This window comes from Paenarthrobacter sp. OM7, from assembly GCF_029873575.1.
Taxonomy (GTDB): domain Bacteria; phylum Actinomycetota; class Actinomycetes; order Actinomycetales; family Micrococcaceae; genus Arthrobacter.
Window position 1 is genome coordinate 4,425,972 of record NZ_CP123579.1, and the last position, 25,587, is coordinate 4,451,558.

At 63.8% G+C, this 25,587-nt stretch carries 23 protein-coding genes and 1 riboswitch; of the genes, 6 read left to right on the top strand and 17 right to left on the bottom strand.

Annotated features, from left to right (window positions below; genetic code table 11):
* Nucleotides 1–15 precede the first annotated feature (15 nt).
* The 17 genes from QEH68_RS20425 to QEH68_RS20505 form a co-directional block, all read right to left on the bottom strand.
* Nucleotides 16–612 (bottom strand): VTT domain-containing protein, encoded by a 597-nt coding sequence (locus QEH68_RS20425; RefSeq protein WP_280624711.1) that lies wholly within the window; start codon nt 610–612, stop codon nt 16–18.
* A gap of 351 nt (nt 613–963) precedes the next feature.
* Nucleotides 964–1,224: a GlsB/YeaQ/YmgE family stress response membrane protein gene (locus tag QEH68_RS20430; protein ID WP_207595429.1), complete on the bottom strand. Its 261-nt coding sequence runs from the start codon at nt 1,222–1,224 to the stop codon at nt 964–966.
* Between the two features lie 72 nt (nt 1,225–1,296).
* Nucleotides 1,297–2,205: a serine/threonine-protein kinase gene (locus tag QEH68_RS20435; RefSeq protein WP_280624712.1), complete on the bottom strand. Its 909-nt coding sequence runs from the start codon at nt 2,203–2,205 to the stop codon at nt 1,297–1,299.
* Nucleotides 2,202–2,603 (bottom strand): hypothetical protein, encoded by a 402-nt coding sequence (locus QEH68_RS20440; RefSeq protein WP_207595431.1) that lies wholly within the window; start codon nt 2,601–2,603, stop codon nt 2,202–2,204. The genes QEH68_RS20435 and QEH68_RS20440 overlap by 4 nt, the downstream gene beginning before the upstream one ends.
* 79 nt (nt 2,604–2,682) lie before the next feature.
* Nucleotides 2,683–3,183, bottom strand: coding sequence for a MarR family transcriptional regulator (locus tag QEH68_RS20445; RefSeq protein ID WP_280624716.1), 501 nt, complete (start codon nt 3,181–3,183; stop codon nt 2,683–2,685).
* Between the two features lie 86 nt (nt 3,184–3,269).
* On the bottom strand, nt 3,270–4,307 hold the full coding sequence (locus QEH68_RS20450; RefSeq protein ID WP_280624718.1) for an FUSC family protein: 1,038 nt from the start codon (nt 4,305–4,307) through the stop codon (nt 3,270–3,272).
* A gap of 196 nt (nt 4,308–4,503) precedes the next feature.
* Entirely contained in the window at nt 4,504–5,790 is a 1,287-nt protein-coding gene (locus QEH68_RS20455) for a hypothetical protein (RefSeq protein WP_280624720.1), read from the bottom strand.
* On the bottom strand, nt 5,787–6,302 hold the full coding sequence (locus QEH68_RS20460) for a hypothetical protein (RefSeq protein WP_207595435.1): 516 nt from the start codon (nt 6,300–6,302) through the stop codon (nt 5,787–5,789). Before QEH68_RS20460 ends, QEH68_RS20455 begins: the two co-directional genes overlap by 4 nt.
* A gap of 1 nt (nt 6,303) precedes the next feature.
* Complete coding sequence (locus QEH68_RS20465; RefSeq protein WP_280624723.1) at nt 6,304–7,152, bottom strand: hypothetical protein; 849 nt, start codon at nt 7,150–7,152, stop codon at nt 6,304–6,306.
* A 90-nt stretch (nt 7,153–7,242) separates the two neighbouring features.
* Nucleotides 7,243–7,698 (bottom strand): hypothetical protein, encoded by a 456-nt coding sequence (locus tag QEH68_RS20470; protein ID WP_207595437.1) that lies wholly within the window; start codon nt 7,696–7,698, stop codon nt 7,243–7,245.
* A 444-nt stretch (nt 7,699–8,142) separates the two neighbouring features.
* Complete coding sequence (lipA, locus tag QEH68_RS20475; RefSeq protein WP_207595438.1) at nt 8,143–9,165, bottom strand: lipoyl synthase; 1,023 nt, start codon at nt 9,163–9,165, stop codon at nt 8,143–8,145.
* Nucleotides 9,166–9,188: 23 nt separating this feature from the next.
* Nucleotides 9,189–10,601 carry an L-serine ammonia-lyase gene (locus QEH68_RS20480; RefSeq protein ID WP_280624726.1) on the bottom strand — a complete coding sequence of 471 codons (1,413 nt, stop codon included), beginning with the start codon at nt 10,599–10,601 and terminating at the stop codon, nt 9,189–9,191.
* Between the two features lie 174 nt (nt 10,602–10,775).
* The gene (gene glyA, locus QEH68_RS20485) at nt 10,776–12,095 is read right to left on the bottom strand and encodes a serine hydroxymethyltransferase (RefSeq protein ID WP_280624728.1); all 1,320 of its coding nucleotides are present in this window, start codon (nt 12,093–12,095) and stop codon (nt 10,776–10,778) included.
* The gene (gene gcvH, locus QEH68_RS20490) at nt 12,092–12,475 is read right to left on the bottom strand and encodes a glycine cleavage system protein GcvH (RefSeq protein WP_207595440.1); all 384 of its coding nucleotides are present in this window, start codon (nt 12,473–12,475) and stop codon (nt 12,092–12,094) included. The genes glyA and gcvH overlap by 4 nt, the downstream gene beginning before the upstream one ends.
* A gap of 53 nt (nt 12,476–12,528) precedes the next feature.
* On the bottom strand, nt 12,529–13,677 hold the full coding sequence (gcvT, locus tag QEH68_RS20495; RefSeq protein ID WP_280624730.1) for a glycine cleavage system aminomethyltransferase GcvT: 1,149 nt from the start codon (nt 13,675–13,677) through the stop codon (nt 12,529–12,531).
* 11 nt (nt 13,678–13,688) lie between these two features.
* Nucleotides 13,689–16,541, bottom strand: coding sequence for an aminomethyl-transferring glycine dehydrogenase (gene gcvP / locus QEH68_RS20500; RefSeq protein WP_280624732.1), 2,853 nt, complete (start codon nt 16,539–16,541; stop codon nt 13,689–13,691).
* A 149-nt stretch (nt 16,542–16,690) separates the two neighbouring features.
* Nucleotides 16,691–16,789: riboswitch (glycine riboswitch) on the bottom strand.
* 75 nt (nt 16,790–16,864) lie between these two features.
* Nucleotides 16,865–18,373 (bottom strand): PucR family transcriptional regulator, encoded by a 1,509-nt coding sequence (locus QEH68_RS20505; RefSeq protein ID WP_280624734.1) that lies wholly within the window; start codon nt 18,371–18,373, stop codon nt 16,865–16,867.
* 187 nt (nt 18,374–18,560) lie between these two features.
* Here QEH68_RS20505 and speB point away from each other — a divergent pair, with 187 nt between their 5' ends.
* The 6 genes from speB (at nt 18,561) to QEH68_RS20535 (ending at nt 25,584) form a co-directional block, all read left to right on the top strand.
* The gene (gene speB, locus QEH68_RS20510) at nt 18,561–19,583 is read left to right on the top strand and encodes an agmatinase (protein WP_280624737.1); all 1,023 of its coding nucleotides are present in this window, start codon (nt 18,561–18,563) and stop codon (nt 19,581–19,583) included.
* A complete protein-coding gene (locus QEH68_RS20515; RefSeq protein WP_280624739.1) occupies nt 19,580–21,019 on the top strand; it encodes a cytosine permease in 1,440 nt (479 codons plus the stop codon). The genes speB and QEH68_RS20515 overlap by 4 nt, the downstream gene beginning before the upstream one ends.
* 28 nt (nt 21,020–21,047) lie before the next feature.
* Entirely contained in the window at nt 21,048–22,568 is a 1,521-nt protein-coding gene (locus QEH68_RS20520; protein ID WP_280624741.1) for an aminobutyraldehyde dehydrogenase, read from the top strand.
* 28 nt (nt 22,569–22,596) lie between these two features.
* The gene (locus QEH68_RS20525) at nt 22,597–23,889 is read left to right on the top strand and encodes a D-arabinono-1,4-lactone oxidase (protein ID WP_280624743.1); all 1,293 of its coding nucleotides are present in this window, start codon (nt 22,597–22,599) and stop codon (nt 23,887–23,889) included.
* Between the two features lie 168 nt (nt 23,890–24,057).
* A complete protein-coding gene (gene mscL, locus QEH68_RS20530) occupies nt 24,058–24,534 on the top strand; it encodes a large conductance mechanosensitive channel protein MscL (RefSeq protein WP_207595443.1) in 477 nt (158 codons plus the stop codon).
* A 156-nt stretch (nt 24,535–24,690) separates the two neighbouring features.
* The gene (locus QEH68_RS20535; RefSeq protein WP_280624746.1) at nt 24,691–25,584 is read left to right on the top strand and encodes an amino acid-binding protein; all 894 of its coding nucleotides are present in this window, start codon (nt 24,691–24,693) and stop codon (nt 25,582–25,584) included.
* Nucleotides 25,585–25,587: the final 3 nt, after the last annotated feature.

The following is a 25,587-nucleotide window of genomic DNA, read 5'->3' on the forward strand; positions in this document are numbered from 1 at the left end:
CACGGGCGGGATAAGTCAGTCGTCCAACTGCAAATACCACGTCACCGCGGCGCTGATTCCCCGGCCCAGCAGCAGCGAGAAGGCAATGGCGATGACAACGGCGAACTCTGTGGAAAGCCCCGGCAAAAGCCCTGAAAGGGCGCCAATCCCCACAGAGTAGGCGGACCACAGGATGCCCGCTGCGACGGAATAGAGGATAAACCTGCCACGCGGCACCGGGGTGATGGCACTGGCTACGTTCATGGTCAACCGTCCCAGCGGGACAAACCGGGACGTCAGGACCCACGATGCGGCGTGCTTTGATAGACGCTCCCTGGAGGCATGCAGGGCCTTCTGCGTCCGGGGGCCCTGGAGGATCTTCCAGGTGGCCATGTCCCGGCGCCGGACCAATTCATACGCACCGAGGTCACCGGCAACCGCTCCGGCCAGCATCGCGGCCACCAACAGGTATCCGTTGGGAAGGTTGTCGGTGGCGGACAGGGCCCCCAAAGCCACAAACAAGGACGTAGTGGGAATGGGTGGAAAGACTGCGGACAACGCCACGAACACGGCCCCGAGCGGGTAGACCCAGCCGGAATCCGCAGCGCTCATGATGTCCCTGAAAGCCTGCACGGTGAAACCCCCCTTCCGGGCTTCGCCCAAGCGTCTCACGGCGGACAACACAATCCTTACGCTCAGGGGCCGCCTCGCGGATCGCCTGTACTGGGTGAATCCTCGCAGTCCCACCCCTACACTGAAGGAACCCTGGCGGACCCTACGCCGGCTCCACCACTGCCGCGTTGTTCCTGGCCGAGTTCGTGGGCGACATCCCGGGGCGCACTCATCGAGTTGGCCCTCGACTATTCAGCCACCTGACCGTACCCCTGAACTTCACCGCTGGACGCCGCACCGCAGAAAGCCACGAGGCCCCGACGCAGCAGCGTCGGGGCCTCGTGGCGTTCAGGCGGTGTGGCTATCAGGCGGTTAGGCCTTCTTGCGGGTAAGCAGTCCCCAGATGATGAGGACCAGCAGTGCGCCGCCGATGGCGAGCAGCCATGTGGACAGCGACCAGAACTCATTGATGCCGACGTTGAAGAGCGCGCTGCCGATCCAACCGCCCAGAACTGCGCCGACGATACCGAGCAGCAGCGTAGCGATCCAGCCGCCGCCCTGCTTGCCAGGCTTAATGGCCTTGGCGATGGCTCCAGCAATCAAACCCAAAACGATCCAACCAATGATTCCCATTTTTCATCTCTCTTTCATAAGTAGGACCCAGTTCGGCATAAGGACGCATGCCGCTATCGACCTGATTGTTGGCTACCAGCTGAGCCGTCGGAGCATGCCGACGGTTTGGCTGGCAGACGGCCTGCCGGCAGGATCGGGGTCTGTCATGGCATGAAGCACCATGGACCAGCGCCGCCGAACCGTACCGGGAATTCGGGGTTCCCCCAGAGTCCTTGCAACCATTGACTCGAGAGGAGGGCCTGGGAACGCTTTGGTTCCGGTCAGGCATTCAAGTGCCACCAAGCCCAGCGAGTAGATATCACTGGCCGACGTGGACGTGCCGCCGCACACCTCTTCGGGACTCAAGTAATGCGGTGTTCCCGACGACGATTTGGGCGCCGAATGGCGCCCGTCGATGGCTATCCCAAAGTCGGTCAACTTTGCGATCCCGGGACCGTCCGGGTCCGCGTGGAAATCCACCAGGATGTTGCCCGGCTTGATGTCGTTGTGGACGATCCCCCGGCGATGGAGATGCGTGAGTGCCCTGGCGATTCCGCTCATCCACGCCACCGTCTGCTCGGGCGAGGCCGGGTGCTCGTGGAGGATGGACCGGAGGTCGTTGCCGTCCATCAGATCCATCACCAGATAGTTGCGGCTTCGCTGGGAGTCCTCGTCCGCCGTCGTGCCCGAACCGAGCACCGCGACGATGTTCTGGTGGCGAAGCCTGCTATGGATGTCCACCTCGCGGCGGAAGGGCGAGTCCTTGGCGAGGTCCGTTGTGGAGGGATCCGTTGCCCGGAAGATCTTCACGGCCACGTGCTTTCCTGTGCGGAGGTCGAGGGCCTCATTGACGTAGGCTTCCGAGCCGCCGCCCAGCCGACCGCCGAGACGGTACCGTCCGCCGAGCACTGCTGCACTTGGTTGGACTGCACCTGGCTGCGCCATGCTTGAACACCCGGCCCCGCGATCAAGGCGGACGGCCGCAACGTCAAGCGTGGTCACGCCAGGAGTGTTTCGATCTCGGCGGCCGGAACGCCGGCCACCTCCGCAAGCGCCTGAGGGTTGACTCCGGCGTCAACGGCCTTCCTAAAGGCCAAGGCAAGAGTGTTCTGGGAGATAGCGAGCTCATGCTGGAGACTCTGGCGGCGAAGCGCAGCGATCCAGACCCCACTCACGGGATCAATGGCGTCGATGTCCATGCGGAAGCCGCACCCGCAGGCCCACTCCGGCCAGATGGGCTCTACCGAAACCCACTTCATGGCGTCATGGGATGGTCCGGCGGAGATGGCCATGTGCGCCCCGCAATGCACTGGTCCCACGGGAATTACCTGGTCCGTAACAACGTGCACGTCATTCTCAGCCACTGGTGTGGAACTTGGTTCACGCAGCGCGACTGTCATCGTCTTCCCACACATTCACTAGTAAGTAGCTTGGCTATCTAGTTATATGTGTACTTATCAATTATGTCCAGCCGGGACGTCAGGGGGTTGCGACGCTGTCAATGGCTGCGCGCATGCGCCGGAGGAACTCCACCACCACGGCGGTGTCTTCTGCGCTCAGGGTTTCCGCGGCCTCCATCATCCGCGCATGCATGTCCCCCAAAGTGCCGCGAACCTCCTGGTCGGAACCCGGGGTCGGCCGCAGAATGAGGGCCCGCCGATCGGTTGGATGCGGTTCCCGGCTCACGTAGCCGGACCTGACCAAGCGGTCCACCAGGGAGGTCATGGACGCCGACGTCACACCGAGACGGACGGCCAACTCCTTGGGTCCCACATCGCGCCCGGCCCGCTCGGCTTCAAGGAGGTAGCGCAAGGCTAGAAGATCGGTTTCTCCCATTCCCATGGAGGCGCGCGTTCGGCGGCGCATATCAGCCTCGGCGGAGCGATAGTCCCTGAGTGCATTCAGGACGTCCACTGCGCCCATCTGCTTACGGCTCTCCAGCCCGTACCAATAGCCCTGACGTTCACTTTTGTCGCTCATCACCAGTCCTTTGGTAGACATGTATCTCGCTTGTCTAACCAATCGATCCTAGGCGATAACTTGCCGCACCGCTGACGTCAACCCGCTCAGGCCCTGGACAATCCCCCGCGCACCCGCCGCCAGACCGCCGGGGCCACCACCACTGCGACGCCGACGGCGGCACCAATGACCGTCTCGATGATGCGGTCCCGGAGGAGCAAAGCAGGATCGACCGGCGCCGCCAACAACGTGGCAATCAACGCGAGCGGAGTCACGAAGACCTGTGCCACCAGGTACTGCCGGGCGATGAACATTTCCGCGCCGAACTGGCACGCCGCGATCACCAGGACCATGGCCCAGGGCGCCGGGTTGAGCCACAGGATGCCGGCCAGCAGCACCAGCCCGATCACCGTTCCTGCGATCCTTTGGATGCCGCGGCTCACGCGGTGGCGCGTCGAGTGGCCCACCAGCGGAACCACGGCCGCAACCATCGCCCAGTAGGTGTGCCCGAACCCGAGCCGCTCCCCCACCAGCGTCGCGATGGTCCCCGCAAGGCCCGCAGCAATCAGGTAACCGCCGCCTTCCAGCCAGATCGCCCGCCGCTCGGCCTCGGTGTGACGGATGGGAGGCGGACGTTTCCACGGTGTCCGGTGGCTCTTGACGACGCGGGACGACATGCCAATCAGGAGGCAAAAAACAGTGGTCAGAAGCGATACCAGCATCGCTTCCCACAGAGGCGGTTGGGCGGCGATGGACGCGATGGCAGCGAACGCAAAGATGTGAAAGAGCGAACCGCCCGGACGGAGCCGCCAGGCAGCCACCACCACGGAGCACACGCCGGCCACAATGGTGGTCGCAGCCGTCAGCAACCACGAATATGCGGCACCTTCCAGCCCCGGGCTCTGCGCAAAGCGGGCCATGAGAGTGGCAAGGAGAATGATGAAAAGCATGAAGCCGCCGGCGCGCAACTGGCTGCGGAAGCGGATGCTGTGGGGCTCGTTGCGGCCATAAATTCCGGTGAAGGCTCCGAACGAGGCAAACACTGCCAGGTCCAGGCGTCCGATCAGCGTCAGCGTGATCAGCGGAACAAACACACCTACGGCGCAGCGGAGGGCGGGATGGTGGTCCTTGTTTCCAGGACCCATCGTGAATATTTCCGCTACAGCCTTCAAGGGGGCGGCTCGCCTTTCGTCGCAAGGATCAAAACGTACGACGACGGCGCTGGCGTCCGTCTCAAGGTTACGCCCCGGCCGCTGGGCTACTCCGGGATTGTGGACAGATAGTGCCCCTCATCACGCGTGATAAGGGGCATTTTCTGTCCAAGGGCTCCGGGGTGCTGCGTTAGAACCGCGAGGCGGTTCCCGGCACTGTGGTGACCACCAACGGGTTGCTGGCTATGTCGGTCAGTCCGGAGGCCGGGGTGTAGGTCGGCGTCGGGAGTGGAAGTGTCGCAGGAACTGTCTTGGTACCCGCGGTTCCCTCACCCAGCGTGATGGTGAGTGTTCGCGCCCCCGCTGCCGGATTCCACTGGAGGATTGATCCGGCGGCGTTGTTTCCGGCGAACGTCAAGGCTGTGGAGGTGTAGTCGCCGCCAAGGGCCACGCTACCGATCCTCAGCGTCTGGCAACCTGCACCCGTCACCGTGAGAACGCTGCCGGAACTGATGTTCACCACCACCTGGCTGCTTCCGTTGCCGGATTGCGTCTGGGTGCCGGTGCTGCTGTTGTTCCAGGCACTGCAGATGGTGTTGGCGTTCAAGGGCTCCGAGAAGGTCAGCGTTACCTTGTCGCCCTTATCCACGACTCCTGCGAGGCCGCCGTTGGTCAACTGGACGCCGGTCACCGTCGGCGATGAGACATCCTTGGTGGACGTGGCCGTTCCCGCGGCGCCGGTGTTGCCTGCCGCATCCGTAGCCCGGGCCGAGTAGTTGATGGTTCCGTCAGTGAAGACCCTGACATCAACCGGATTTGCTGTCCAACTGCCCGAACTGTTGGTGATGATCGTCTGGGTGATCGGAGCAGAGCCAGTGCCACTGACGGTCAGGACAACCGATGAATTGGCTTCGGCCGTGCCACTGACAGGCACATTGGCGGCGTTGCCCTGATGAATCGTCTGAAGTGCCGTGACGAGGGGTGCCAGAGGTGCAGTGGTGTCCGTGACGGGGGTCGTGGCCGTGCTTCGCACACTTTCAGTCCCCTGCCACAGCGAAAGCGTGGGAGTCACCGTGTAATACCAGGTTCCGGCGGGGACACTGGACTCAACGCAGCTCAGCCCTGCGACCGAAGTCCCGCAGGTTCCGGTGGCAGCGACCTTAGTGCCACCGGTCGCGGAACCATAGCGGGCGATACTGTAGCCGGTCACGGGCCGTCCTGCCGCCGTCGTGCTTGCAGTCCAGGTGACCGTCACGCTGGTTCCGGATACGGCTGTGGTGGGCTTGGCGCCTTGTGCTACGGCGTCGGCCTTGGCTGCCCCGAATCCGCTGCTGACCGAACCCCAGAAAGCGCTGGCAGCCGGCCCTCCCCAGGAAACCAGGAATATTCCGAGGACAATCACGACGATCCTGTTCCAGCGCCCGAGGGTGGCGGGCGAAGACGCCACCCTGCCTTTGGTCTGACGAAGCCGGCTCACTTCCGTACCTCCAGAATGACGGGAACATCGAATGCAGCGCCTTGGCAGGCGGACACCGACGCCGCACTCATGCTGGCCGCATTGCCAAGCGTGAGCTGGATGGAGGTGTTCGGCTGGATGGTTACTGCCGGCGCCAAGGGTGTCGGCGGAGGCGTAAAGGTCACCCCCGTCGTGGTGCAGCCGGGGTGGGCCGCATCAGCTGTCACAGGGCCGTTGGCCGCGAAACCGTAGATGGTCACGGGGTGGGCATTGGGGTTGGTGGCGCGGAGGATGACATCAGCAGTCCCACCGGGGACCAAACTGGTCTGCAGGGTATCGCCCGGGACGAGTGCGTCCACCGTGACGGCCTGCATGGTGCCATTCGTTGCTGAGCCGCTGCCGGTTCCGGTGGTAACCCAGTAGGCATAGGCGGAACCCGCACCACCGAGGATGCAGAGGGCCACGGTGGCAGCCGCAGTTCGCGCCAGGCGTCCCTTGCCGGGAATACGGGGAATTCGGACTGTCGTCTTCATGTCAGTTCGCCTGTCCCGTGCCGGAGTATGCGAGCTGGAGGGTCGCGCCTTTGCAACCGTCCTGGAGCTTGGATGTGTCGAGCATGGCAATTTGTGGTCGCTTGGATTCGGGCACGCCCAGCTCCGACAGTGTGCGGGTGCCGGGTGCAACCGTCAGCGGATACGTTCCCGAATATTGGGTGATCTTGTAGTCCGCCGTGGTGCAGACCAGATTGGCAGCGACTGCCGCGGGGGTTCGAACCACCCGGCTGATAGCCACGGTCAGGTTGGTCACCGCGATGCTCTTGTTGTTGGAGTTGGAGATCTGGAGATTCATCGGCCGGGTGATTCCCGGCGCAAGCAATCCGTCCACCGAGCCCGAAACGTCAAACGTCCTCTTGACCTCCAGGATTTGGAGTTGCGCCGGCGCGGAAGCCTGCACTGAACCGCTGCTGCCCTTCACCGTGAAATCCGCCTTACCGGCGGGTGTCGAGGGGGCCGTCTGCACTGTCATGGTCACATGCGCCGTGCTTCCGGAGGTGAGGACCACCGACGACGGTTGCCACGCCGCTACCGCTCCGGTGGGCAACCCGCTGGTGGCGAATGTGACGGTTCCCGTGAAGCCTCCCGTGGACGTGGCCGACACCGTATACGTGGTGGACTGCCCCTGGTCCAGTGTCCGGCTTGAGGGAGACAGCGTGACCACAATCCCTTTGGAAACCTTGGCTGGGGCACCTTGGGATGCGCCCTGCCCGCTGCTTGCCGCGAGAGCCGCCACAGGGACGAGGGCAACCACCAGCGCCAGTATCAGCGCACGGAGTGGCACTCGTGCTTTGCGGAACGGCGTTGTTCGCTGTGGCCGGTGGTCCATGGAAGCTCTTTTCGGACGTGTTCGGTACTGCGGGCAGAAAGACGGAGGCCGGGGACCACCACTCGCGAGGTGGTCCCCGGCGGTCAGGGGCTACAAGCTGGTGACGTTGACCGTGACGACTGCACCCTTGCAGGCATCTTGGTTGACCGTGGTGCTGTCGTTGAACTTCAGCACGCCGCTGCCCACGGACGTCCCTGTGCTGTTGGCTGCGACCGGGCTGTTGCTGGTGGCGGCAGTGACCTCAAACCAGGCTGGAAGACATCCGGCGACGTCGGTGGTGACGTTGGCGCTGAGGGCGCCGACGACGGTGCTCGACGACGTGGAGTTGTCGGCGGTGTACGCCACATCGACTTGGTTACCCGGTGCCAGTCCGCCGTTGAACGTAGCGTGCAGCGTGACGGTTCCGCCGCCGGCCGAGTTGGTCGCAGTGCCGTTGCCCGAACCGGTGGTGGTCCAGTAGGCGTACGCGGCTCCGCCACCTACTGCTACCAATGCCACGCCTGCGACGGCTGCGGTGACCCGGCTCTTCTTGGAAAGCTTGCGCATGATAAGACTCCTTGGTTGATCTACGTCCCGGGGAGCCGCCTCGCAACCCCCAGCATCCGGCCGTTGTTGTCGGATGAAGCGATGCCCCCAATGGTTCAACCAAGCGCGGGCCCGTGGCTACGTTTCCGGGTACGCCTCTTTTCCTTCGAACAGCGGGCGAAAAATACCCACCTTCGCGATGCCATTACTCACTTTTTGAACCCGCACTACTTGGTCCCCCGTCCGAGACCTCAGTCATGGCGGGGGTGTGGGTACTCGCCTTCCCCGGGCATGTCCAAGGAGTGGGCACCGCTGAATTTCGCCGCAATCGTCCTGACCTTGGCTTCGGTGCGCGAACATTGTGCCCGTCTTGAGCAAAAAATGCGCTGGTGTTCGATACTCCCCGCTTCATTACTTAAGGCCCGACGGCGGCCGGCCGCCCCCGGGTTGGCCCCGACGGAGATTTCAACGCGGGTGGGCGGCGAGGATGGTGGAGGCTTCCTGGCGGGTGGTGCCGGAGTCCTGGATACCCTCGGCAATGTGGGCGAGGTGGGCGGGGATGTCCCGGCCCTTCTTCCGCATCGCGGTGGCCCAAAGGCGCCCGGCCCGGTACGAGGACCGCACCAACGGACCCGACATCACACCAAGGAACCCGATCTCCTCGGCCTCGTGCTGGAGATCCACGAACTCCTGCGGCTTGACCCACCGGTCCACCGGCAAGTGCCGCTCGGACGGGCGCAGGTACTGGGTGATCGTGATCAAATCACACCCGGCCGCGTGCAGGTCCCGCAGGGCCTCGGAGATTTCCTCCCGGGTCTCGCCCATGCCCAGGATCAGGTTGGACTTGGTCACCATGCCCAGATCACGGCCCTGCGTGATGACATCAAGGGACCGCTCGTACCGGAACGCCGGACGGATCCGCTTGAAAATCCTCGGCACGGTCTCGACGTTGTGCGCGAACACCTCGGGCTTGGAATCACAGATCGCCGCGATGTGCTCCGGCTTGCCGGAGAAATCCGGGATCAGCAGCTCCACCCCGGTGCCCGGGTTCAGTTCGTGGATCTTCCGGACCGTTTCGGCGTACAACCACACACCCTCATCGGCCAGGTCATCACGGGCCACACCGGTCACGGTCGCGTAGCGCAACTGCATCGCCTGCACCGATCGGGCCACCTTGGTGGGTTCGAACATGTCCACCGGGGACGGCTTGCCGGTATCGATCTGGCAGAAATCACACCGCCGGGTGCACTCGGACCCGCCGATCAGGAACGTCGCTTCCTTGTCTTCCCAGCACTCAAAAATGTTCGGGCAGCCGGCCTCTTCACACACAGTGTGCAGGCCTTCCTTCTTCACCAGGTTCTTGAGCTGGACGAACTCAGGACCCATCTGGACCTTGGCCTTGATCCACTCGGGCTTGCGTTCAACCGGGACCGCCGAGTTACGCTGCTCAACGCGCAGCAACTTACGGCCTTCAGGTGCGAGTGTCATGAGTTTCTTCCCTTGTTGGTTGTTCAGCATTCGACGACGTTGACGGCGAGGCCGCCCATCGCGGTTTCCTTGTACTTATGGGACATGTCCTTGCCCGTTTCCCGCATGGTCACGATCACCTCATCCAGGGACACCCGGTGCGTCCCATCACCCCACAACGCCATCTTCGCCGCGTTGATCGCCTTCGCCGCCGCGATCGCGTTCCGCTCAATACACGGAATCTGCACCAACCCACCAATCGGATCACACGTCAGCCCCAGGTTGTGTTCCATCGCGATCTCCGCCGCGTTCTCCACCTGACCCGGCGTACCACCCATCACCTCAGCCAACCCGGCAGCAGCCATCGACGACGCCGACCCCACCTCACCCTGGCAGCCCACCTCAGCCCCCGAAATGGAGGCCTGTTCCTTGTACAACACACCCACGGCACCGGCAGTGAGCAGGAACTTCACCACCACATCATCCCGATCCTCCTGGGAGGCCTGATCCATGCCCGGGGCATAATTCAACGCGTAATACAGCACCGCCGGAATGATCCCCGCAGCACCATTGGTCGGCGCCGTGACCACCCGGCCACCCGAGGCGTTCTCCTCATTGACGGCAAGGGCGATCAGGTTCACCCACTCCTGCCAATACTTCGGATCGTTCCGGTCCTTGTCCTCCTTCAGCAGCCGCTCCAACCAGTCAGGAGCACGACGCCGGACCCTCAACCCACCGGGCAACACACCCTCACGCTTCAAACTCGTTTCAACACAGGCTTCCATCACATGCCAGATATGCAGCAAACCCTCCCGGATCTCCTCCTCCGACCGGGACGCCCGCTCGTTGATGAACATGATGTCGCTGATCCCCAAACCCTTGGACGCACACCGGCCCAACAACTCCGCCGCCGTCCGGAACGGCAACGGCAACTCCTTCTTCGACTCCTCCAACTCCTGCTGTGCAGCGTTCTCCTCACCCTCCCGGACAATGAACCCGCCACCGACCGAAAAGAACGTCGCCTCCCGCAAGGTGTTTCCCTCAGCGTCGGCCACGGCGAACTTCATCCCGTTCGTATGCCGCGGCAACACCGTCAACGGATGCAACACCATATCCTCCACCGCATACGGCAGCTCCACACCTTCACCGGATGCACCGGCCAGGTTGAGCTTTCCCGTCTCAGCAATGGAAGCCAACCGCTCCTCCACCTCGTCAGGAAGGATCTCCTCGGGGTCGTATCCTTCCAGCCCCAGCAGGACAGCAGTGAAGGTGCCGTGCCCCTTACCGGTGGCGGCCAACGATCCGTACAGATCAACCCGCAAACCGGCAATGGATTCAAGGTCACCGGATTCACGAAGCTCACGGGCAAACACCGCCCCGGCACGCATCGGCCCCACAGTATGAGAGCTCGACGGCCCAATGCCTACAGAGAACAGATCGAAGACCCCAACGGCCATGGCTATTTCCTCACTAGTAAAACGACATTGAACCCGCCCCGCCCCCAACAAACGGAACGGACCCCAAACCCCCCTTCGCCGATTCGGGGCTTCGCTGCACAACATGCCGCGCGAACGGCACGTCCCGCAGCAACCCCCCGAACCGGACAAAACACCAACGAGCCAAAACCCCGATTAGGCGAGGTTCGCGACTCCCGGGTACAGCGGGTGCGCCTTCGCAAGAACATCAACACAGTGACGCAGCCCGGAAAGGTCCGCGTCGGCGTCGGCGATTAATGCCTCGGCGATGATGTCGGCCACCTCGCGGAAGGCTGCTTCACCGAAGCCGCGCGTCGCCAACGCCGGAGTGCCGATGCGCAGTCCGGAGGTGACCATGGGCGGGCGGGGGTCGAACGGGACAGCATTGCGGTTGACGGTGATGTCGATCGTGGCAAGGCGGTCTTCGGCTTGCTGGCCGTCGAGTTCGCAATTGCGGAGGTCGACGAGGACCAGGTGCACGTCCGTTCCTCCGGAGACGACGCTGATGCCCTTGGCGGCGACGTCGGGCTGGACCAGTCGCTCGGCAAGGATGCGGGCACCCGCGAGGACACGTTCCTGACGCTCACGGAACTCCTCCGAGGCGGCGATCTTGAACGCGACGGCCTTGCCGGCGATCACGTGCTCCAGCGGTCCGCCCTGCTGTCCCGGGAACACGGCCGAGTTGATCTTCTTGGCGATGTCGGCGTCGTTGGAGAGGATGATGCCGCCACGCGGACCGGCGAGGGTCTTGTGCGTGGTGGACGTGGTGACGTGCGCGTGTGGGACGGGCGAGGGGTGCAGCCCCGCAGCCACCAGGCCGGCGAAGTGGGCCATGTCCACCATCAAGTAGGCGCCCACGGAGTCGGCGATCCGGCGGAACTCGGCGAAGTCCAACTGCCGCGCATAAGCGGACCAGCCGGCAACGATCAGCGCAGGTTTGTGCTCCTGTGCCAGGCGCTCAACCTCGGCCATATCCACCGTGTGGGTGTCCTCGCGGACGCCGTAGGGAACCACGTTGTAGAGCTTGCCGGAGAAGTTGATGCGCATGCCGTGCGTGAGGTGCCCACCGTGAGCCAGGTTCAGGCCCATGATGGTGTCGCCGGGCTTGATGAGGGCGTGCATCACGGAGGCGTTGGCCTGCGCACCGGAGTGTGGCTGGACGTTCGCGTACTCGGCCCCGAAAAGGGACTTGATGCGGTCGATCGCGAGCTGTTCGATCACGTCAACATGCTCGCAGCCGCCGTAGTAGCGCTTGCCCGGGTAACCTTCGGCGTACTTGTTGGTCAGGACCGAGCCTTGGGCCTGCATGACGGCAACGGCCGTGTGGTTCTCCGAGGCGATCATTTCCAGGCCGTCGCGCTGGCGACCCAGTTCGTCGTCGATCTTCGCAGCGATCTCGGGATCCAGCTCTGACAGCCGGGCGTCCAGCGACGCCGACACCACTTGCTGGTACTCAGTTACGGATACCGGGTTCACAGTTCTCCACCGTTCGTTGCAGCGTATTCTTCGGCCGACATGAGGGGCCCTTCTTCTGTGGCAGCAACCTTGAACAGCCAGCCCGCGCCGTAGGGATCGTTGTTGATGAGGGCGGGATCAGTGACAACGGCGTCGTTGATCTCGGTCACCTCCCCCGTCACGGGCGAGTACAGGTCCGATACCGACTTGGTGGATTCAACCTCGCCACAGGTCTCCCCTGCGGTCACTGTGGAACCAACCTCAGGGAGGTCCACGTACACAATGTCGCCCAGGGCGTCAGCAGCCACCGCGGAAATCCCGATCCCCACAGGCCCTTCACCGTCAGCGGCAACCCACTCGTGCTCAGCCGAGTACTTCAATTCAGCAACTACCTTGCTCATAAGATTCCTTCTCTCACTAACTGAAAACTTTTCAAGATCACCCGCTGTAGGGGCTACTTCCGACGCTTGTAGAAGGGCAGCGCGACTACTTCGAAGGGCTCAGCCTTCCCGCGCAGGTCCACCTCGACCGTCGTGCCCGGCTCTGAATGCTCGACGTCGACATACGCCATCGCTACCGGGTAACCGAGCGTGGGGCTCGGTTGGCCGGAGGTGACTTCGCCGATGAGCGAGCCGTCTTTGAGGACCGAGTAGTGTCCGCGGGCGGCGCGGCGGCCGGTACCTTTGAGACCGACCAGCTTCTGGCCGATGGTGGATCCGACCCCGGCTGCCTTGATCGACGTCAGTGCTTCCCGACCAACGAAGTCGCTTTCCTTAGCTAAGGAAACTACCGGGCCGAGCCCTGCGGCGTAGGCATTGACGTGGATGGAGAGCTCGTTGCCGTAGAGCGGCATTCCGGCCTCCAAACGCAGTGAGTCGCGGGCTGCGAGGCCTGCCGGGATGAGGCCGTGGCCTTCGCCGGCTTCGAGCAATGCTTCCCAGAGGCCCGGGGCGTCGAGGTTCGGGACGTAGATTTCGAAGCCGTCTTCGCCGGTGTAGCCGGTGCGGGCCAGCAGCAGGTCCTGGGTGCCGCCGTCGAACGTCAGCCCAACCTCAACCGCAGCGTAGTACTTCAGATCGGTGACCAGCGCGTGCTGATCGGTGGGAACCAGGGTCAGCAGGATGGCTTCGGCGTTCGGGCCCTGCACCGCGATCAGTGACGTCTCGGCAGAAACGTCCTCAACGACGACGTCGAAACCGGCCGCGCGCTTCAGCAGCGCCGCGGCGACCACCTTGGCGTTGCCCGCATTGGGGACCACCAGGTACTTGTCCGCGCCGTCCTCAGGAGAGGGTCGACGGTAGGTAATGAGGTCGTCGATGATGCCGCCGTCGGTGTTGCAGATCAGCGAGTACTTCGCTTTGCCCACGGCGATCGCGGACAGCTTGCCTACCAGCGCGTAATCCAGGAAGGCCGCAGCGTCCGGGCCGGACACCCAGACTTCACCCATGTGGGAGAGGTCGAACAAGCCCGCGGACTTGCGGACTGCGTGGTGTTCGGCGAGTTCGGACTCGTACTTCAGGGGCATCTGCCAGCCGCCGAAGTCCGTGAAGGATGCACCGGCCTTTTTATGCTGCTCGTAGAGAGCGGTGTAGTTCTCAGACATGTCGGGAGTCCTTAGTTTTCGAAGTCTTCGAGCGGAGGGCAGGAGCACACAAGATTCCGGTCACCGGCGGCGCCGTCGATCCTGCCTACCGGCGGGAAGTACTTGTCCTGCTTCAGGTGGTGGACCGGGAAGGCGGCCTGCTCGCGCGGGTAATCCCGGTCCCAGCCGGAATTCACGACGGCGGCAGCCGTGTGCGGCGCGTTGCGCAGCGGCGAGTTCTCAACGGTGAAATCACCGCTGGCCACCTGCTCAATCTCGGCGCGGATGGTGATCATGGCTTCGATGAAGCGGTCAATCTCCACGAGGTCCTCGGACTCCGTCGGCTCCACCATCAACGTGCCGGCAACCGGGAACGCCAGGGTGGGGGCGTGGAAGCCGAAGTCGATCAGCCGCTTGGCCACGTCTTCGGCCGTGACACCTGTGCGGGAGGTCAGTTCGCGGAGGTCAAGGATGCACTCGTGGGCCACGAGCCCGCCCTCACCCGTGTAAAGGATGGGGAAGTGCTCATCCAGGCGGGAAGCAACATAGTTGGCTGCAAGCAGGGCCGACTTGGTAGCTTCCGTCAGCCCCTGCCCACCCATGAGCTTCACATACGCCCAGGAAATCGGCAGTACACCGGCAGAGCCGTAACGTGAGGCGGAAATCGCGACACCATGACCAGGCTCGTGCGCAGCCTTGTTCGCGTCACCGGGCATGAACGGTGCGAGGTGTGCCTTGGCAGCAACCGGGCCCACGCCCGGTCCGCCACCGCCGTGCGGGATGCAGAAGGTCTTGTGCAGGTTCAGGTGGGACACGTCGCCGCCGAACTTGCCCGGCTGTGCCAAGCCAACCAGTGCGTTCAGGTTTGCGCCGTCAACGTAGACCTGGCCGCCGGCTGCGTGGATCGCGTCGCACACCTCGCGAACGTCGGCGTCGTACACACCGTGCGTGGACGGGTAGGTGATCATGATGCAGGACAGGACGTCCTTGTTGGCTTCAATCTTGGCGGTCAGGTCCGCGTGATCGATGGTGCCGTCAGCAGCCGTGGCCACCACCACTACCTTCATGCCCGCCAGCACAGCAGACGCTGCATTGGTGCCGTGGGCCGACGCCGGGATGAGGCAGACAGTGCGCTGCTCATCACCGCGGGACAGGTGGTAGCCGCGGATTGCCAGCAGACCTGCGAGCTCACCCTGGGAACCGGCGTTCGGCTGGATGGAGACCTGGTCATAGCCCGTGATCTCCGTGAGGTCAGCTTCCAGATCCTCAATCAGTTCCCGCCAACCAGCAGTCTGGTGGTCCGGAGCGAACGGGTGGATGGAGGCGAACTCCGGCCAGGAAATGGCTTCCATTTCAGCAGTGGCGTTCAGCTTCATGGTGCAGGAGCCCAGCGGGATCATGGTGCGGTCCAGAGCAAGGTCCCGGTCGGACAGCTTGCGGATATAGCGCAACAGCTGCGTCTCGGAACGATGCGTGTTGAACACCGGGTGCTGCAGGAAGTCGGACGTCCGGACCACGTCAGAGGGCAGCTCAAACCCGGCCGCGTCCCCCACGGGTCCGGCGCCAAAGGCGACGGCTACCGCGGAGAGGACGTCCGGCGTCGTGGTTTCATCAACGGAGACACCAACGGTGTCGGCGTCGATGAACCGCAGGTTGATGCCGCGGGCTTCCGCGGCGGCGATGACCTTGTCGGCCTTGCCCGGGACCCGGACGGTGATGGTGTCGAAGAAGGCCTCGGAGACGAGTTCGCGGCCGGCCTTCTGCAGTGCGGTGGCAAGCGTACGTGCGTGGCCGTGGACGGTCTCGGCGATCGCCTTCAGGCCCTCGGGGCCATGGTAGACGGCGTACATCGAGGCGACAATGGCGAGCAATGCCTGGGCCGTGCAGATGTTGGACGTGGCCTTTTCGCGGCGGATGTGCTGCTCGCGGGTCTGCAGCGCCAAGCGGTACGCGGGGACGCCTGCGTTGTCCTTGGAAACACCAACGATGCGGCCGGGAAGTGTACGTTCCATGCCTTCGCGAACGGCCATGTACGCAGCGTGCGGGCCGCCGAAGAACAGCGGAACACCGAAGCGCTGCGCAGTTCCGACGGCGATGTCCGCACCTTGCTCGCCCGGGGGCGTGATGAGGGTGAGCGCCAGCAAGTCAGCGGCCACGGTGACCAGGGCACCGCGTTCCTTGGCGTCGGCGATGACGCCGGAGTGGTTGAAGACCCGGCCGGAAACGCCGGGCTGCTGCAGGACGATGCCGTTGATGTCGCCATCGGGAAGACCGGCAGACAGGTCAGCAATCTCCACCTCGAAGCCCAGGGCCTCAGCACGGCCCTTGACGATCGCGATGGTCTGCGGGAGGAGGTCGGCGTCCAGGACGGTCTTGCCGTCCTTGGCCGTCTTGGACTTGTTGGCCCGACGCATCAGCAATACGGCCTCGGCAACGGCGGTGGCTTCATCCAGCAGCGAGGCGTTGGCTACGGGAAGTCCGGTGAGGTCCTGCACCATGGTCTGGAAGTTGAGCAGCGCTTCGAGGCGGCCCTGCGAAATTTCCGGCTGGTACGGCGTGTAGGCCGTGTACCAAGCGGGAGCTTCCAGGATGTTGCGGCGGATCACCGGGGGCGTCACGGTGTCGTAGTAGCCCTGGCCGATCATCTGGACAGCGGTTTTGTTCTTGGAAGCCAGTTTGCGCAACTCGGCGAGGACCTGGACTTCAGTGAGGGCGTCCTGCAACTTCAGGGCGGTGTCCTGCCGGATGGAATCGGGGACCGCGACGTCTACCAGGCCGTCGACAGAGTCGTAGCCGATGGCCTTGAGCATGGTGTCAACGTCGGCTTGGCGGCGGGCGCCGATGTGCCGGTCCGCGAAGGCGGTGGGGGTTGATTGAACAGTCAAGAGGAACTCCATGATTCAGGCGCCCAATGAGCGCCACGATGATGTGGGGTTCCTCCCCGCTCTGTATTGGACCTGAGAGATTCCGCAGGAATGGTTGCCTGCTTGCACCGTCGGTGAGCCCGGTTGCCCGGACTGCTTTCCAGAGTTGCCTAACCGCGGCGGTACATGGGCCTGAGAGATTCCTGGGGAGGATTTGCTCCTACGGCGCCTGACTGGATGTACCGGCAGGACTCTCCCGCCGCAGATCAAAAGCGTTGCGCCACCATGAGTGACACGCTTCACACCATAGCCGGTTGTTTTGAAAAAGTGCAAGCAAGGTGTGGTTACTGATGCATCGCCTCATGGATCTGCAGCGCGAACCACAGCTGCGCAACGGTGGACGTTTCCCCCATGTCCAGCCCCGTCAGCTCGCCGATTTTGCGCATCCGGTAGATGATGGTCTGCCGGTGCGCGAACAACGCTGTCGCGGTCTTTTGCCACGAACGCTGCGAGTCCAAGTAGGTCCTCAGCGTCAGGATGAGATCGCCTTCCTGCCCCTGCTCGTAGTCGAAAATTGGACCCAGAAGCCGCCTGACCAGCGCCGTTCCTTCCTCGAAACTTGTGAGCCCCAGCCACGATGGTCCCTCCGCATAACGGGCCAGCCCCAGCCCGTTCGCACGGGCAGAACCCAGCGCCCACAGGGACTCCTGCAGTGCCCTCTGGATGCTGGCAACGGCAGCCGGCGCACTGATTCCGATCGCGGCATCTTCCCCTGCGCAGTGCACCAGGACGCTGTCCGGAACGTCTGCCGAAACCACCACGTGGAGCCTGTTGTTCCGCTTCAACGACGCCGACGCAACCCCGTGCCGCCATAGTTCGATATGGACGTTGGCCAGCCTGCCGCCGTCGTCCGCTGTGGCACCGTCCGCCGTCATGGAGGCGAGCAGGAGTCCTTGTGGCGGAACGTCAAAACCAGCCAACCGGCTCTCCATCTCCGCTGCGCCCAACCGTCCGTCCATGGCTTGCAGCAGGAACTCGCCGGCCAACCGATGCCGGCCTTCCAGCGACAGCACGATGCGTGAAAGCTGGAGTCCCAGCACGGTTGCGGCGTGGAGGAGGACGACGGCGTCCGGGTGGGGTTCGTTGTGGGGCAGCACCACCAGGAGCGCGTTCGCATGCGTGGGAATGTCCATGGTGAGCACGTGCCGGCCGCGGATGCGGTGCCACTGGAAGTTCTTACCGGCGAGGGACACGTGCCCGGACAGCGGGGCCCATTCCTCGGCGAGGAACGCCGGGAGTGCCTGCCCGTCCGGATGCCAAGGGTGGAGGCATCGGCGGTCCACCACAAACAAGTCCGCGTCGAGCTCGGTCGCGAGCCGCTGGACCAGGCTCTGCCAGTGGTCTTCGGAGGCTCCGGCGGTGCGGAGCAGATCGTAGACGCGGGCTGTCTGCCGCAACCGACGGGATTCTTCGAGCAAGGAAGACTCGGCCACCGAGCGGGCAATGGCGATGAACGGCAATGGGTACGGGATGTTGATCAGGGGCAGCGGGAGCTTGTCGCATGCATCCAAAAACTCCGGGGTGAGCGGAGGCGCGTGCATCTTTTCACCGATGGCCAACGCGCTGGCACCGCTGTCCATCAATGCCTCGGCGAGCGCCACCTGCCCATCGGCGTCCGCGGGAATGGATAGGCCATTGGTCATCATGAGCTCACCGCCCGTCACCCACTCCCACAGCCTGGGCAGGTCCGAGGTGTGGGCCCAGGTGATGCGGTTGTCCGTGCCGGCCGGACCGGCCAAAAGAGTGAGCCCCAGTTGCGGCTCAGCCACGAGTTCGGCCACGGTGATTGCCATCTCTTGCGCTCCGGTTCTGTGCGTGGGCGGCGGTTTTGCGCCGCACTCGGCGGCTCTTAGACATTCGTCTAAACGCCTCCACTATTTGTAGTCAATGTATCGCTATCCGAGGTGATCCGCGTCACCAAGAATGGAAGTACTTACTTCCCGCTCAACGGCGAGCACCCCTCACCCCAAGGATCCGTCAATGACAACGCACAAGCCCATCGGCCCAGTCGACGCAACCAAAGTCCCCCGGTATGCAGGCCTCGGTACTTTCGCCCGTCTCCCCCAAATTGACCGCGTTCCCGACTACGACATCGCTATCGTCGGCGTCCCGTTCGACGGCGGAACCTCCTTCCGGCCAGGCGCCCGTTTCGGTCCTGCCGCAGTCCGCGAGGCCTCACGGCTCCTCCGTCCCGGGTATCACCCGGAGCTCGACGTTGAACCCGTGTACGAAGCCCAAGTGGTGGACGCGGGTGACATCGCCTGTACTCCCTACGACATCACCCGGGCAGTCCGTGAGATCGAAGAGCAGGCGTTGCCCCTGATCAGCGGGGGAAATGGGCTCAGCGGGGACAAGCGGCTCATCTCCATCGGCGGCGACCACACCATCGCCCTGCCCATGCTGCGTGCCCTGAACAAGGTCCATGGCCCGGTAGCGCTGCTGCACTTCGACGCCCACTTGGACACCTGGGACACCTACTTCGATCAGCCGATCACGCACGGCACCATCTTCCGCCGCGCATTCGAAGAAGGCCTGCTCGTGGAGGACAAGTCCATGCACGTGGGTATCCGTGGCCCGGTCTATGACCGCAACGATTTCCTCCGCGACCATGAGTTCGGGTTCCAGATCATCCGCTGCTCGGACCTTGACGTCATCGGCGTTCCGGCGGCAATCCAGCGCGTCAAGGACAGGCTGGGCGATACCCCGGTGTATGTGTCCATCGATATTGATGTCCTGGACCCGGCCTTCGCACCCGGCACGGGCACCCCGGAAATGGGCGGGCTCCACTCCCGCGAACTCCTCGCCCTGCTGCGCGGACTGAACGGCATCAACATCGTGGGCGCCGACGTCGTGGAAGTGGCTCCGGCGTACGACCACGCTGACATCACCACGGTTGCCGCAGCCACCTTGGTGTTCGACCTTCTGGGGCTGATGGTGAACCGCAGCAAGGCAGACACCACCGGTGTTCGTGAACTCGCTGCAGCTTCCCGGAGTGCGTCATGAGCACCGCGCCGGCCACTGAAGTACCCAGGCTCGAGGATAAGACCATCCAGCCGATCCCCGCCAGTGAGCGCCACGGCAAGGCCCGGGACCTCTTCACCATCTGGTTCGGCTCCAACATCATGATCATGACCATCGTGACCGGCGGACTCGCCACCACGGTGTTTGGCCTCGGCTTCGTCCCGGCGATCGTGGGCATCATCATCGGGAACGTGGTGGGCGGCATCTTTATGGCGCTGCACTCGGCCCAAGGCCCCCAACTGGGGGTTGCGCAGATGATCCAGACCCGCGGCCAGTTCGGTTCCTTCGGAGCCCTGCTGATTGTGGTCATCGTGGTGGTCATGTACGTCGGATTTTTCGCAGCGAACCTCGTGTTCGGCGGCGAGGCAATGGCCGCCGTCAGCCCTGGGATCAGCGTTGATGCCGGCATCATCATTATTGGCATCGTCAGTGTGATTGCCACGATTTTCGGTTACCGCCTCATCCACGCCTACGCGCGCGTCCTCAGCGTCGCTGCCGGCCTGGCCCTGCTGCTGGCGTTCGGCTGGATCCTGGTGGTCCATGGACTCCCCGGAAACTTCCTGGAGACAGGCAACTTCAACTGGGTTGGCTTCATGGGGACCATCTCCGTCTCCGCCCTGTGGCAGTTGGCCTATGCACCCTACGTCTCCGACTACTCCCGTTACATGCCACAGGGCACAGGCTCCGCTCCGGCATTCTGGGCCTCCTACTCAGGCTGTGTTCTGGGAACGCTGTTCCCCATGATTCTCGGCGCCTTGGTGGGTACGCTCGCCGTTTCCATGAGCACCGGCGACGTCGAAATCGTCGGCAGCCTGGGCGCACTGCTCCAGCCATGGACGCTGATCATCGTGGGCATCTTCTGCCTGGGCGTCGCGGCGTCAAACGCCATGAACCTGTACTGCGGCGTCCTGTGCACCCTCACCATCGGGCAGACCTTCAAGCCCTCCTGGTTGCCGCGGGCCAAGACCCGCAGCATCGCCGCGATCATCCTCTTCGTCGTCGCCGTCTCCATAGCCCTCTTTGCCCGCGACAACTTCATCCTCTTCTACACCAACTTCCTGTCCTTCCTGATGTACGTCCTGGTTCCGTGGACGGCCATCAACCTGGTGGACTACTACCTTCTCCGCCACGGCGAGTACCGGGTTGAAGACTTCTTCAAGCGCGACGGCGGCGTGTACGGGCGGTTCAATTGGGTGGCCATCGGCTCCTACGTTGCAGGCGCCCTGATCCAGGTTCCCTTCTCGGCAACCGCCATCTACACGGGCCCCCTGGCCGCAGCGATGGGCGGGGTGGACATCTCCTGGATCGTCGGCCTCGTCGTTGTCGCTCCCCTCTATTACGTCGCGGCCCGCGTCTTTGGCAAGAAGCCAGAAGCCGCGCCCTTTCCCGCCACTGCCCTCACCCCAGACCTGATCTGACCAGCACCTCCTCTGAAAGCGAAGCATCATGACCACCCAGACCGAACAGTTCACCGTCCGACGCTCAGACGCCTTCCACACCTCACTCCCCCAGCAGCTTCCCTTGCCCCTGCCCTTGCCTCCGACAGGCCACTTCATCAACGGTTCCTTTGTCCCCGGATCCTCAGGTCACTCCATCGACGTCGTGGATCCCGCCACCGAGCACGTCATCGCCTCAGTCCAGGCGGGCACCGCCGATGATGTAGACGCCGCTGTGGCCGCCGCCGTCGTGGCCCAAAAGAGCTGGGGTGCCACCACCCCGAAGGAACGCGCGGATGTCCTGAACCTCATTGCGAACATCATCGAGGAGAACCGGGAAGCGTTCCAGGCCATCGAGTCCGCCAACACCGGCAAGCCCCACGCCGTGTCCGAGGACGATGTCTCCAGCACCATCGACACCTTCCGTTTCATGGCCGGTGCCTCCCGCACCCTGACCTCCATGGCCGGCGGTGACTACGCCACGGACCACACGTCGGTGATCCTGCGCGAACCCGTGGGCGTCGTCGGCGTCATCACTCCCTGGAACTACCCGCTGCTGATGGCTGCCTGGAAGATCGCACCCATTCTCGCCGCCGGTAACAGCATCGTCATCAAACCCTCGGAGCAAACCCCTTTGTCCACGCTCAAGCTGGTGGAAGTGCTGGCCGGGCGCATACCTGACGGGATCCTCAACGTCGTCACCGGCCGCGGACGGACTGTAGGCCAGCGACTGTCGGAACACCCGGACATTGCGTTGGTGGCCCTGACCGGCAGCGTTGTCAGTGGCCAGGCCGTGGCTGAAACCGCTGCGAAGTCCGTCAAGCGCGTGCACTTGGAACTCGGCGGCAAGGCTCCTGTTGTGGTCTTCCCCGACGCCGACCTTCGCGCCGCTGCGGTCGGTGTACGCAACGCCGGCTTCTGGAACGCCGGCCAGGACTGCGGCGCTGCCTGCCGTGTCCTGGTGCACGAGTCCGTAGCCGAAGAGTTCACGCAACACCTGGTTCGCGAAGTCAGCACCCTGGTGGTCGGCGCACCCGATGCCGGCGACGACGTCGAAATCGGTCCCATGATCTCCCTCCCGCACTATGAGCGGGTCAAGGAATCGCTGGCTGACGCACGCGAGGCAGGGCACACCGTGGCCATTGGTGGTTCCGCGTTGGAAGGTCCCGGCTACTTCATCGAGCCCACGGTCATCAGCGACGTACCGGCGGGCGCGCACATCGCCATTCATGAGATCTTCGGACCCGTGGTCACTGTGGAAACCTTCAGCAGCACCGAAGAAGCCGTGACCCGCGCGAACGAGAGTCCCTACGGTTTGTCGGCCTCGGTGTGGACGCGCGATTCAAGCCTTTCCCTCCGCATTCCCAAGCAGCTGGACTTCGGCACGGTGTGGGTCAATGCGCACCTTGTCCTGGCGTGCGAGGTACCGTGGGGCGGATTCAAAGGTTCCGGCTACGGCCGCGACCTCTCGCTCTACGCCCTGGATGATTACTCGCGCACCAAGCACGTCATGATCAACCACGGCGCGTAAGCCCTCAGACAAGCAACGGAGCTTCACCATGACCACTCATGCTTCCCGGGGATCTGGCGCACCGGCCGCAGCCACTCCCACAGCCCCCTTCACCACGGACGCCACGTGGACCAACTGGGGCGGTAACCAGAGCGCAACGCCCGCCTTCACCGTGCGGCCCAGGAATGAACAAGAAGCGCTCGACGCCGTCCGTTTCGCCATCCGCGAGGGCTTGCCTGTGCGGGCGGTGGGCTCAGGGCACTCGTCCTCGCCGCTGGTCCAGACCGGCGGCGTGCTGATGGACATGTCCGGCCTGTCGGCCATCACGGGAACTGATCGGGCGGCACGCCGCGCCCGGGCGCTGGCCGGCACCACCATCAACGCGTTCGGCGATGCCCTGTGGGACAAGGGACTGGCCCTCAGCAACCAGGGCGACATCGACAAACAGCAGATCGCAGGGGCGCTGGCCACCAGCACCCACGGGTCCGGTAAGGACCTGGGCAGCTTCTCCTCCAAACTGCGCTGGGTGAAGCTGATCAACGGCTACGGCGAGATCGTGGAGATCGGCGAGGGCCAGCTGCGGGAACTCCGCGCCGCACAGACAGCCCTTGGCACTCTGGGGATCTTCCTTGAAGTGGAGCTGGACGTGGAGGACAGCTACTACCTGCAGGAACAGATCACCTACCCCACGTGGGCGGAAACCACGTCCACCTGGCAGGCCGACATTGATGAAAACCGGCATTATTCCTTCCTGTGGTGCCCGGAGGACGACTCGTGCGAACTCCTGGACTTGCCGGGTTCCCCGGACCACAGCATGGGTGGCCGCAGCTACACCAAGCGGTACAACGTAGCTGCCGTCCAGGACGAAAGCCAACTCTCCGCCGTCGAAGGTGCCCGGCTGGACCGTTCCTACCGGATCTACCCGGGAGGCTTCACTACCCAGTTCCACGAACTCGAGTACTTTGTCCGCAGCGAGGACGGCTTGGTGGCTGTCGAGGCCATCCAGGACCTGATCCGCAGCAAATACCCCGAGCAGAAGTACCCGGTTGAGGTCCGCTGGGTGAAGTCCGACGACGCCTACATGTCCCAATTCCAAGGCCGCGACAGCACCGTCATCACGCTGACCACCGAGCCCGGGACCGACTACTGGCAGTTCTTCCGTGACGCCGACGCCGTGCTGCAGGAATTCGAGCCACGCGCCCACTGGGGGAAGATCCACTTCATGACCCGGAGCCGCCTGGAACGCCTCTACCCGGAGCTGGACACCTTCATCCAGGTCCGCCGCGAGTTCGACCCCCGCGGAATGTTCCTCAACGACCACACCAGGTCCCTGCTCGCCTGACAGGGAGTCATGGGTGTGCCGGGATGTGGGAGAAAGCAACGCTCTCTCACATCCCGAGCCCTTCCCACCAACGCTCTCTCACATCCCCGCTTACACCGGCTGGAAACCCCGGAGTGGTATTTTGATCTCTGCTGGAGGCAGACACTGCACCTATTCGGAGGATCATCCATGTTCAAGGGTTTCAAGGACTTCATACTTCGCGGCAACGTGATCGAGTTGGCCATTGCCGTAGTCATCGGCAGTGCGTTCACAGCCCTCGTTGCGGCCTTCACCACCAACATCATTAACCCCGTGATCGCCGCCGCAGGCGGAGTGAACGCTGATGGTCTTGGCTTCAGGATCTGGCAGGACAACCCCGCCACCTTCATCAACATCGGTGCCGTGCTGACGGCTCTCGTGACCTTTGTGATCACCGCTGCCGTGGTCTACTTCATCTTTGTGGCACCCATGAACAAGATCAATTCCCTGGTCAAGGACCGCCTCTCCACCGAGGAGCCCGAGGAAGAGCCGCTTCCGGCAGATACTGCCCTTCTGGCCGAAATCCGCGACCTCCTGAAGGACGCTGCTGCCGCCCGCAGCACTGCCCGGACCTCTGGCCTTGGATCGGACCTGGACTCCGAACTCGATTCCGACCGAACCCGCTAGGATCGCCGGCTCCCTGCGGGCATCAGTTCCCAGTTGCTTCACCGAACCCGGTGTTCTCTCCGCGAGGGCGCCGGGTTCTTGCACGTTCACCGGCCCGTCCACAGAACGTGACGCGCTGGCAACCGGCGCGAAACGGGGGGAGGGCAGCATGGGAACATGAAGCCCAACCCGAGCACTTCCGTCACCGCGGATCTTCTGTGTGATGTCTGCGGACAATTGCCTGAGCCTCCCAAAGCCCGGCTCACCCTCGCCAACATCGCGGTGATGCTTCCTATCGAACTGTTGGTTCATGCGGCCGTGGTGGGAACCACCCTCCCCTACGTGGCCAAGGTCCTGCTGCTTGCAGTGACCGCCACCGTTTTGGTGATCTGGGTGGCCGAACCTTCAGCTGCCAAGGTCCTCCGGGGCTGGCTGCACGCGCCGGCCCTCCGCCAACGGCACAGACTACATCTGGCGCCGGCCTTGTGGCGGGCCCGGACAGTGCTGCTGGACCAGCCAGGTTCACTGCAGACGGTCACACAGTCCTTGGCCAAGTTGGGCACCAACATCCTCAGCCTTCACGTCCACCCGGTGATGAGAGCCGGGTCCCTCGCCCCGGGACACATCGGAACTGTCATGGACGAGTTTGTTCTCTCCGCCCCGGGGGACGTCACCGAGCAGGAACTGTTGAAAGCCCTGGCCGACGGCGGCGGGTGTGGGTCCCTTGTTTGGCCCACCACCGCTTTGGCCATGGCAGATGGCCAGACCAAAGCACTGACCCTGGCGACCCGGATTGCCGGAAACCCGAAGGAACTTCCGCACGCAGTGGCCGAGCTGCTTTCCGCCAAAGTCGTCCCGAGCGATCCGGAGCATCCGGCGCCCGAGACGAGCGCCGGCGTCGGGCCTTCACCGGACGTCCTCAAGATCCCCACGGCCTGGAATGGCCCGCTGGTCTTTTCCCGACCCGGCGAACCCTTCACGCCGGCCGAGTCCGCGCGGGCGCATAGGCTGGCTGAGCTCGCGGAGATCCTGGCGCACAGCCCGGCGGCCCCGGAGAGAGCGCGCTGCTGAACC